9 protein-coding genes are annotated in these 9,369 nt (G+C 52.2%); 2 read left to right on the top strand and 7 right to left on the bottom strand.

The annotated features are described in order from the left end of the window. The 4 genes from HY879_14690 to HY879_14675 all read right to left on the bottom strand — a co-directional run. Positions 1 to 1,019 (bottom strand): hypothetical protein (locus tag HY879_14690; GenBank protein MBI5604587.1); only part of this gene is annotated, 1,019 nt, incomplete at its 3' end. Positions 1,020 to 1,420: 401 nt separating this feature from the next. Continuing rightward, complete coding sequence (locus tag HY879_14685; GenBank protein ID MBI5604586.1) at positions 1,421 to 3,295, bottom strand: acyl-CoA synthetase; 1,875 nt, start codon at positions 3,293 to 3,295, stop codon at positions 1,421 to 1,423. An 8-nt stretch (positions 3,296 to 3,303) separates the two neighbouring features. Continuing rightward, positions 3,304 to 3,834 (bottom strand): hypothetical protein, encoded by a 531-nt coding sequence (locus tag HY879_14680; GenBank protein MBI5604585.1) that lies wholly within the window; start codon positions 3,832 to 3,834, stop codon positions 3,304 to 3,306. After that, on the bottom strand, positions 3,815 to 4,087 hold the full coding sequence (locus tag HY879_14675; protein ID MBI5604584.1) for a hypothetical protein: 273 nt from the start codon (positions 4,085 to 4,087) through the stop codon (positions 3,815 to 3,817). The genes HY879_14680 and HY879_14675 overlap by 20 nt, the downstream gene beginning before the upstream one ends. A gap of 117 nt (positions 4,088 to 4,204) precedes the next feature. On the opposite strand from HY879_14675, the gene maf reads away from it, so the two are divergent. Next, on the top strand, positions 4,205 to 4,795 hold the full coding sequence (gene maf / locus HY879_14670; GenBank protein MBI5604583.1) for a septum formation inhibitor Maf: 591 nt from the start codon (positions 4,205 to 4,207) through the stop codon (positions 4,793 to 4,795). A gap of 273 nt (positions 4,796 to 5,068) precedes the next feature. Next, a complete protein-coding gene (locus HY879_14665; protein ID MBI5604582.1) occupies positions 5,069 to 5,290 on the top strand; it encodes a SpoIIE family protein phosphatase in 222 nt (73 codons plus the stop codon). Between the two features lie 114 nt (positions 5,291 to 5,404). Here the strand turns inward: HY879_14665 and HY879_14660 are convergent, their stop codons facing one another. The 3 genes from HY879_14660 to HY879_14650 all read right to left on the bottom strand — a co-directional run. Next, complete coding sequence (locus HY879_14660; GenBank protein MBI5604581.1) at positions 5,405 to 5,821, bottom strand: RidA family protein; 417 nt, start codon at positions 5,819 to 5,821, stop codon at positions 5,405 to 5,407. A 143-nt stretch (positions 5,822 to 5,964) separates the two neighbouring features. After that, positions 5,965 to 8,391, bottom strand: a complete 2,427-nt coding sequence (locus HY879_14655) for an MMPL family transporter (protein ID MBI5604580.1) — start codon at positions 8,389 to 8,391, stop codon at positions 5,965 to 5,967. A 32-nt stretch (positions 8,392 to 8,423) separates the two neighbouring features. After that, the coding region (locus HY879_14650) for a glycosyl hydrolase (GenBank protein MBI5604579.1) at positions 8,424 to 9,369 on the bottom strand (946 nt) is incomplete at its 5' end.

Below are 9,369 nucleotides of genomic sequence, written 5' to 3'. Positions count from 1 at the left end.
TGGGCCTTCAGGGCCGGGAGGACATTGGTGGAGATATGGTCGATCCGCCAGTTGGCCAAGGCCTTCTGGACCGGTTCGGGGGCGTCCAGGGGCAACGGCCGACCCAGCCAGACATTGACGGTATCATGGGAAAGCATGATCTGGTTGGCGAAACCCTCTTTGCAAAGATCGGCGATATTCTTGATGATGACCTCGGTGGGCGTGATGATTTCCAGACCAATCCGGTCGAAAGCAATATAAACCCCTTTGGCCAGGATGGCTTTGTGATAAGCCGTATCTTTGGAATTGGAGACATGACCGATCATGACCTTTTTAGGGTTGGCGCCTTCGGCCAGAAACAACTCGGCCTGTTCAACCCCGCCGGCCGGACCCTGGGTATGAGTGATAATAGGCACGCCTGTTGCCTTTTGGGCCATCACCGCGGCCTTCAGGACTGCTGTTTCATAAGGCGAAATGGGGCCGCCGCCGCTCGTTCCACATTTGATCACTCCGGCCTTGATACCGCTCTTGCCGATGCCCTTGGTGATCTCTTTGATAAAGAGTGCGGCCATCATTTTGGAGATGTCCGCTTTGAACATCTCCTGTCTGGTTTTGAAATAGGCCGGCGAGCCTTCGTGTTCGGTGTAAAGACCGGTGGAACAGATGATATTGAGGCCGGTCTTTTTGGCCAGGGCCTTATACAATCCGGGATCCCGTCCCCCTGTGTCATTCGGTGTGGCATCGATAACGGTCTTGATTCCCTGTTTCTGGGCCGCCTTAATGACCCCGAGATTGGTCTTTAAAACCGCCTTAAAATCATAAGGGTTGTTAGAGGCATCGGCAAACCAGCCGGGGTAGGCGAAGGCGAAATGTTCATGGACCAGTGTTTGTCCCAATTTATCCGGAGAAATAGGTCCCAGGACGGAATTAATCATCACCGGCTGGTTCTGCTGCGAAGAAGCGGCAACTGCAAAAACCAATACGAAAAACAATGAAAAGATAGCTAACAGGGAACCTTTGGAAAATTTGTGTGTCTGCATGTTCTTCCTCCTTGATTTTTGTTTAGGGTTTCTTCCTCCAACGCTTTGATTTTTCTCCGAAACGCCTGCCCGGAAAGAACTTGTAAATCCTGTTAATCCTACCAGAAAAAAGATAATTTTCCAGAGTCCTTCTCCATTTTTACATCTTTATATGGAGATAATCTTTTTATTAAGGTTTTATAAATTAGGACAAAAGGATTTGTCAAGGCATTTTTTAGGAGAAGTTAGAAGAAAGGGTTTTGGGAAGACAGCGATTGGGAATCCAGGAGTCGGAAGGAAAATGATCCGACTTCTGGATTCCAGATCGTTAGTTCGAAAATAACGTTTGTCGTTCGTAGAAAATCATTTTCAGGCTTCGTGGTAACTCAATGAGTCATAAGGGTTTAATAAAGAAGACCGCTCTATCCTGCGAAAATCAATTGATAGCGAACGGTATAAGGGGCCAGGACCTCGGTGGCCTTTTCCCGGATGGTCTCTTCCGACACGCCGCCGACCGGTGTCACGGTTATAGTGACCAGCGATCCGTGGACCTTGTCCTCGGTGACCTTGACCTCCATCTGATCCACCAGTCCCTGAAGGACCGAAAGGGCACCCTGATAAACCTTCCGGATGCTCTCCCACCGGAGAGCCGGTTTAAAGATCTTTCCCACCGGTGTCAGGGGTATCTGGGGAATGATATAGACCTGCTTGGGTACGGCCGCCCGTTCCCCCACTTCTTTTCCAAGATACTCCAGGATCTCGCCTTCGGTGATTTTTGCCCCCTCTTTCAGTTCCACATAGGCTACCGGAATCTCGCCGGCATAGGGGTCAGGGCTGCCCACGGCGGCCGCCACCTTTACATCGGAAAGGCGGTACAGGGGCTCCTCGATAATCGCCGGATCGATATTGTGGCCGCCTCGAATGATGAGTTCTTTTCGGCGACCGGTGAGCCAGAAATAACTATCCTTATCCTTTCTTCCCAGGTCGCCGGTATTAAACCATTCCGGCAGGGGCCAGATCTTTTTGTTGTGGGCCGGATCCAGATACCCATTGAATACATTGGGACCTTTAATACAGACCTCCCCGATCTCATCGGTTTCGGCCTCCCGGATGAATTTTCCATCTTCATCGGAAATAAAGATCTTCATCTCCTGATAGGGCAGTCTCATACCTATGGAGCCGATCTTCCTTTCGCCATGAAAAGGATTCATGCACGAGGCACAGGTCCCTTCGGTCAAACCGTAGCCTTCGATAACCTTCATGCCGCTGTGGGCCTCAAAGCGCTTGAAGAGCTCCACGGAAAGCGGGGCCGCCCCGCAGACCAGATAGCGCAGCGATGAAATGTCCGCCTCTCCTTTGGGGATGTCCAGGAGCACGGACAGGATGGTCGGCACAGCCGAAAAGGTCACGGCCCGGTAATGTTCGACAATCTTATAAAAATTTTTCATGACCATGGGATCCCGGTAGCCCCTGGCCGAAAGGATGACCACATGGGCCCCGATGGAAAAGGGGAATGAACCGGTCACCGTGGTGCCGTTGACATGGAAAAGGGGCAGCCCGCACATGGTCGTCTCGCCGGCATAGAGCTCGGCCCCCAGGCCCATGATCTGGGCCATGACCGCTTCATTATAGTGCGTATGGGGGGCCAGCGTAGGGGTTCCGGTGGTGCCGCCGGTGTGATACATGGAGGCCGGGTCTTCAGGGTTGATGATCCGGCCGGAGACCAGCCGGTCTCCGGGATAGCGGGGAAGAAGCTCTCCAAAACTGTAAATCCCTTCTTTTTCGTCCCCGGGTCCCATGACCCGGATAATCGCTTTCAACCCCGGGATTTCCTTCTTGATCAAATTAACCTTCTCCCAAATATCCGCTCCGGGAAGCTCACCCAGGGCCACCAGGACCTTGGTGCCGGCGGCCTGACAGATGTCCCGGATGGTTGACGGGGCCAGTAATGAATTAATGGGATTGACGATCCCGGCGGCCTCGCCTCCCCAGAGCACGTAGTGGGTCTCCGGAAGGTTGGGGAGAAGGTAGGAGATAACATCATTGGGCCCCACCCCGAGATCATGAAAGAGATTGGCGGCCCGGGTTATGTTGGACATGAAATCCCGGTAGCTTATCTTTAACGGAGAGGCATAGCCTTCCCCGGTCAGGAAAAAACTGACGGCCGGGGCCTCGGGGTTGATGGCCGCCCCGTTCTTCAGCAAATCATAAGTGTTTAAAGCCGTGAGTCTTTCTTTGATAGGGGTCTTCTCCATAGCCTCAATGTCGGCCATCGTTCGAATCTGAATCTTATCCACTGCCATGTTTACCCTCCTGTATCAGCTTTTATTTTACGATTTATTTGGTCTTTTACTAATTCCGGAACCTCTAAAAATTTTATCCTTTCCAGTAATATTTTTTGGGAAACCAAACCCTGATTAATAATCTGGCTGTTAAAGGCAAGATCTTTTTCTCTGCCGGAAACGTATTTACCAAGGACTAAGTCATGGATATCAAGACACCATCCGGTTATGCCCCTGGTGTTAGGACTCTGTAGAGGGATCAGTCGCTGCTCCCACCCTTTGGGAAGATTTTTGGCGGTCTCAGGGCCTATGCCATGGGCGTAGTAACCGAAAGTCTGGTGAAAAGGGGAAAGCTCGCCAATGCATCCATCGATTACCTGGGCCATTTCCGGCTTATTCTTTGGAAAAATATCGGCTTCCATAGAATAGAGGAGATCGGGGGATGCGTTTGGAAACTGTGCCAGAAGGGAAGTACTCCCGAGGACGACAATCTCATCATCTTCAGAAATATCTCCAGCCGCCCGGAGAATATGTTCAAGCTGAGAACGATTCATAGATCTTCCAACGTTCCCGTGGAGTCAATATGCCGCAAAAAGGGCTGGATTGCCTCAGCCATCTGGCCTTGTCTTCAGGTGAAACCAGGAAGGATAGAATTTCCTGCAAGGGACCGTTGAGAATCTTTTTCCACTCCGTCCAGTAAAGGCGATGCCCTTGATTTTGAATCCATCTGTTCAGGTTTTCCCGGGCTATTTCTAAAACAGCAGGATCTTCCCTGATTCGCCGGGCAATCTCCCGGTGAAGGATCAAACTTCTTTCTTCTATCTGCCAATGATTCAATCCCATAATTAAAAACTATTAACAAAAAAGAGAAGAGATGTAAAAAAAATAATAAGACCGGGAAATAAAATATGGTATAAGTCAGGGATGAAACCCCCTTTCCACCTCATCCTGGCCTCAGCTTCCCCCCGGCGCAAGGCCCTGCTGTCCGATTTGGGCATTCATTTAATAATCGTTTCAAACGAGATACCGGAAATTCCCAAACCCGACGAATCCCCGGTTTCTTTTTCAAGACGGATGGCCCGGGAGAAAAGCGAGCGGGTTTCCGCCGCTCATCCCCAACAATGGGTGTTGGGGGCTGATACGGTAGTGGTTCTGGAAAATAAATTATTCGGCAAACCGAAAAACCTTCGGGAGGCGAAAAGGTTTCTTCAAACCCTGAGCGGAAAAACCCATCAGGTTATTACCAGTTTCTGTTTAAGGAATCGCTTCTTGGACCGGGAAAGGACTCAAAGTGTTGCTACCCGGGTGAGCTTCAAGCCCTTATCGACCGATGAAATCGACTGGTATGTCCGGACCGGGGAACCGATGGATAAGGCCGGGGCTTATGCCATCCAGGGAAAGGGGGCCTTCTGTGTCAAAAAGATCCAGGGGTCCTATACCAATGTGGTGGGCCTGCCGGTAACGGAGGTCCTGGAAGCCCTGATTCAATATGCCGGATTCCGGATAAGATCTTAGTCAACGGTCTTTTGACCGGGGCAACGCTTTCCCGGATCTGACGGCACTTCCGGTTCCCACCCTATTTCCGCTCAGTTGGATATTTTTTTCCTTGCCCCCCTTGCCTGCCCCATTTTCTGATTCCGAGGAGAAAACCGGCCCTTCCCCTCCGAGTAATTATTTGGCAGGGAATCCTATTCCTACCTTCAATGGGACTGGTATCAAATTCCCAAAGAGATCCTCACCCCCCAATCGGGTGGATAGTCTTCTCCTGAAACCGGGGAGAGTCTGTTTATGTACACCGACGGGGTGACCGAGGCTATGAATACCCGGGAGGAATTATTTTCCGAAGAAAGGCTGGAAAGAGAACTATCTTTATTGGCCCGACGGCCTATCCAGGAAATGATAGCCGCCCTGATGGAACGGATAAAAAATTTTTCCGGGGAGGCCCTCCAGTCCGACGACATTACCATGATGGTCTTGCAGTACAAAGGGAAAAAGGAGCGCTTCGAATGAGGAGCGTTCGTCTTCGACGAACTTGAGCCCAAGGCAGTCGCCTCTTCCCTCAAACGAAGTGCTCCTCAAGCGTAGCGCTCCTTGAACGCTTCTTCCATGTTGTCAAAATCCCTTCTAATGACTTCTTACCAGATAAGAGCCAATCATCGCCTCGGCCTCAATTTCCACCAAATGGGCCGGACGAGCCAGGGCCGAAATCTCGACCAATATGGTCACCGGTTTGATCTCTTTGAAAAATTCGGAATAGGCCTTCATGTATTCCTGAGCCTTCTTGATGTCCGTTACATATATGCGGACCCGGTACACTTCGGACAGCTTGGCTCCAGCCTTGGATAAAGCCTGCTCGATCTTCTGCAGGATGATTTTGGCTTGGAGGTAGGCGTCAGCCTCGCCCTCCACTACGCCTTCGGGATTAGTGGATGTGGTCCCGCCCACAAACACAAAATTTCCCACCTTGACCGCCCGGCTGTACCCCACCTTTTCTTCCAGAGGCGCGCCCGATGAAAAATTCTCTCTCTTCAGTAAATCCATGGTCCATTCCTCCCTGTCCTTAACCAGGGTAGCTCTGTGAAATCAGACAAAAAAAGCTATCTCTTTGGTCGCTTGCATCAGAGGCAAGCCGAATCTTGTCCAATCCTGACTTTCTTAAGAGTTTTTCAGCAAACTGTTAATCTTTAAAGGGCCTTCACCCTTTTGAGCAGAAAGTGCGACAGGGCCGGGATCAACACAAGCGCGCCAATCATGTTCCAGATAAACATGAAAGTAAGGAGAATGCCCATATCGGCCTGAAATTTGATTGGTGAAAACACCCAGGTGACGACACCGGCAGCCAGCGTGAGACCGACCAGTCCGACCACCTTGCCGGTGAACTGGACGGCGCGTTTGTACGACTGCCCCAACGACAGTCCTGTCCGTTGCCAGTTGAGCTGAACGCTGAGAAGATACAGGGCATAATCCACCCCGATTCCAACCCCCAGCGCAATGACCGGAAGGGTGGCAACCTTCACCCCGATGTTCAGCAGGACCATGAGTGCCTCGCAGAGGATGGATGTAAGCAAGAGCGGCAGGACTGCCACCAATACCGCCCGCCAGCTACGGAAGGTGATGAAGCAAAGCATGATCACCGCGCTATATACATAGAGCAACATGCTATGTTCCGCTTTTTTGACAACGATGTTTGTTGCCGCCTCGATTCCGGCGGTTCCCGCCGCGAGCAGGAACTGTCGATCACCAGTACCGTGTTGCTGTGAGAACTCGTCCGCAGCCTTTACCACCCTTTCAAGCGTTTCGGCCTTATGATCGGAGAGGTAGGCAATCACCGGCATAATGGTTCCGTCGTTGTTAAACAGGTTCGGGTTGTTGACTATCGACTGATGGGCACCGTAGTTCAGCACCTTTTGATTGCGGGAGATGGTGTACCACTTGGGACTGCCCTCGTAAGTGCCGGCCGTGATCTGACGCACCCCGTCGGCCAAAAAAACAGTCGTCTGCACTCCGACAACCTGCTGCAACCCCCAGGCCAGACGATCGGCCTCGATGAGGGTTTCGTATTTCTGTACCCCGTCCGGCGGGGTCTTCACGATAACGGCAAACTGATCGGTTGAAAGGGCATAGTTGGCAGTTATATAAGCATTGTCCTGATTGTAGCGTGAACTGGAGCGCAGTTCGGGTGCGCCGGGGTCAAGGTCGCCTATCTTGAGGTTCAGGCCTACAATCCAGCCGATGGCGGCAAGGATGAATGCAATTGCCACCGCCCCGATGGCCCAGCGTCGTTCGGTAAAGTGTTCGAGGAAGCCCCAGATCATTCCGGCTCCCGCGCCCTTGCTTTCCTCTTTTTCTTCCTTGAGGCTGCGCCTGGCCGCAACAGGGCTTACTCCGGCAAAGGAAAGCAGCACCGGCAAAAGAAGAAGGTTGGTGAAGATGAGAATCGCGACACCGATGCTGGCCGTGAGTGCCAGGTCCTTTATGACCGGAATATCGATCAACATCAGTACGGCAAATCCGACCGCGTCTGCCGAAAGCGCCGTCACCCCGGGCAGGAAGAGGCGGCGGAAGGTGTAGCGGGCTGCAACGAGCCTATGGGTTCCACGTCCCACGTCCTGCATGATGCCGTTCATTTTTTGGGCGCCGTGGGAGACGCCGATGGCAAAAACCAGAAACGGCACCAGTATGGAATAGGGATCGAGTTCAAAGCCGAAGGTCGAGATAAGGCCGAGTAGCCAGACCATCGCCACCAGCGAACAGCCGACCAGCATCACCGTGCTGCGCAGACATCTGGTGTAGATGAAGATAAATATCGCGGCGATAAGGGCCGCAAAGGCAAAATAGGTCATCACCTGCAACAGCCCCGCCAGCAGATCGCCGGCGAGCTTCGCAAAGCCAATGATGTGAATCCTGATCTTGCCGCCCTGTTCCGGTCCGACTTTTTCTTTAGGGTTTTTGGTAAAGGCGTATTTTGTTCGGATATCCTCCAATTTTTTTGATAATTGATTGTAATCAAGCCGCTTGCCGGTTTGAGGATCCGTGTCCAAAAGCGGACAGAAGATTACCGCTGACTTGGAGTTGTCTGCCACCAGATCGCCGACAATCCCCGCGCGGGCAATGTTCTGCCTGAGCTGATCGATGCTTTTTTTCGATCCGTCATAGGTATCCGACATTACGGGGCCGCCCCGGTACCCTTCTTCGGTAATCTCATCCCAGCGCACAGCCGGCGTCCAAATCGATTTCATCCAGGCGCGATCCACGCCCGGGATAAGAAAAACCTCGTCGTTAATCTGCTTTAACGTTTCAATGTATTCGGGGTCGAAAATATCGCCCCGGGTATTCTCTACCACCACCCGGATCGAGTTGCCGAGGCCATACAGCTCGCTCTTATTCTGGAGGTAGTTTTTGACATAGGCCTGGTTATGAGGAATCATCTTTTCAAAGTTGGCATTGAACACGAGCTTTGTTGCCTGATAGGCCAGCAACAGCGTGACGATCAGGCAGATGATGATCATCGGAACCCGGTTGTTGAAAACCAGACGTTCCAAGTGGTTGCCAGATGTCTGATCAAAATCCTTCAGTTCCTTTACGACCGGCATTTCATCTAGTTTTTCCATTTTGACAACCACTTCAGTTCTCCTTAATTGGTTTATTTAATCGATTGAACCGCCACACCGCCAAATCCTGCCAGCACGAGGGTATCCTCGTCAAAAGCGACAACCGCGCATGCCGGCAAGGCCTTTTCTACCTTGGCCATTTTGAAGCTCAATCCGCCATCTTTACTCACCAGCACGTCTCCTGCCTGGCTCACCAGGACGATGCGTCCGTCTTTAGTTACGGTCGCTCCCGTCAGTCCTACCGGCACCCCGGTCTCCACCTTCTGCCAGCTTTTGCCGCCGTTATCGCTGCGGAAAACCGTGCCGCGCATCCCGAAAACAACGACTACACCGGATCTGCCTGTAGCCCCAAAGAATGTTCCCTGATAAGGTATTTTTATCCTGCGAAACATCCCGGCCTTCGGGTCAAGTTTCAGCACCAGGCCCTGCTCGCCACTGATAAAAATGTCCTGGCCGATGCGCTGTATGGCATACAGATGCGAAAAACCCGGGTTCTCGGTTCGTTCAAACCAGGGTTCCCAGTTCCTTCCCCCGTCGGTGGTATGGAAGATCGTGTTGAAGGAGCCGACAATAAAGCCATCTGTTTCATTGCCAAACCAGACATCGAGAAAATGCTTGTCGGCGCCTTCCTGAACGAAATGTTTGATGGTTTCGTTCAGGCCTGAACCAGCCGCGCTCCCTCCCGGCCTATCGGCAGGAGGATGGGCGGCGTAATAACTGCGCACGACCCGGGCGGCGGCGTAACCGTCAAACTGCTTTACCCAGGTGACGCCGCCGTCGGCACTGTGCAAAACAACACCGTCATGGCCAACCGCCCAGCCTTTCGCCGGAGTCGGAAAATGTACGGCCACCAGATCTGAACTTACCGGCACCTGGTCAGCCTGTTTCCAGCTTTTTCCCCCGTCGTCCGAATAGAGAATGTGACCTCGCTGGCCCACACTGACCAGGCGCTTGCCGGCCACTGTAATCCCGTTCAGA

The organism is Deltaproteobacteria bacterium (assembly GCA_016219225.1).
Taxonomy (GTDB): domain Bacteria; phylum Desulfobacterota; class RBG-13-43-22; order RBG-13-43-22; family RBG-13-43-22; genus RBG-13-43-22.
The sequence above is the reverse complement of the archived record's forward strand: the minus strand, read 5'-3'. Positions and strand labels throughout refer to the sequence as shown.

Coding starts and splice junctions, on each gene's coding strand:
- HY879_14680 (MBI5604585.1), bottom strand. CDS start 3,834: ATGAATCGTTCTCAGCTTGAACATATTCTCCGGGCGGCTGGAGATATT.
- maf (MBI5604583.1), top strand. CDS start 4,205: ATGAAACCCCCTTTCCACCTCATCCTGGCCTCAGCTTCCCCCCGGCGC.
- HY879_14665 (MBI5604582.1), top strand. CDS start 5,069: ATGTACACCGACGGGGTGACCGAGGCTATGAATACCCGGGAGGAATTA.
- HY879_14660 (MBI5604581.1), bottom strand. CDS start 5,821: ATGGATTTACTGAAGAGAGAGAATTTTTCATCGGGCGCGCCTCTGGAA.
- HY879_14655 (MBI5604580.1), bottom strand. CDS start 8,391: ATGGAAAAACTAGATGAAATGCCGGTCGTAAAGGAACTGAAGGATTTT.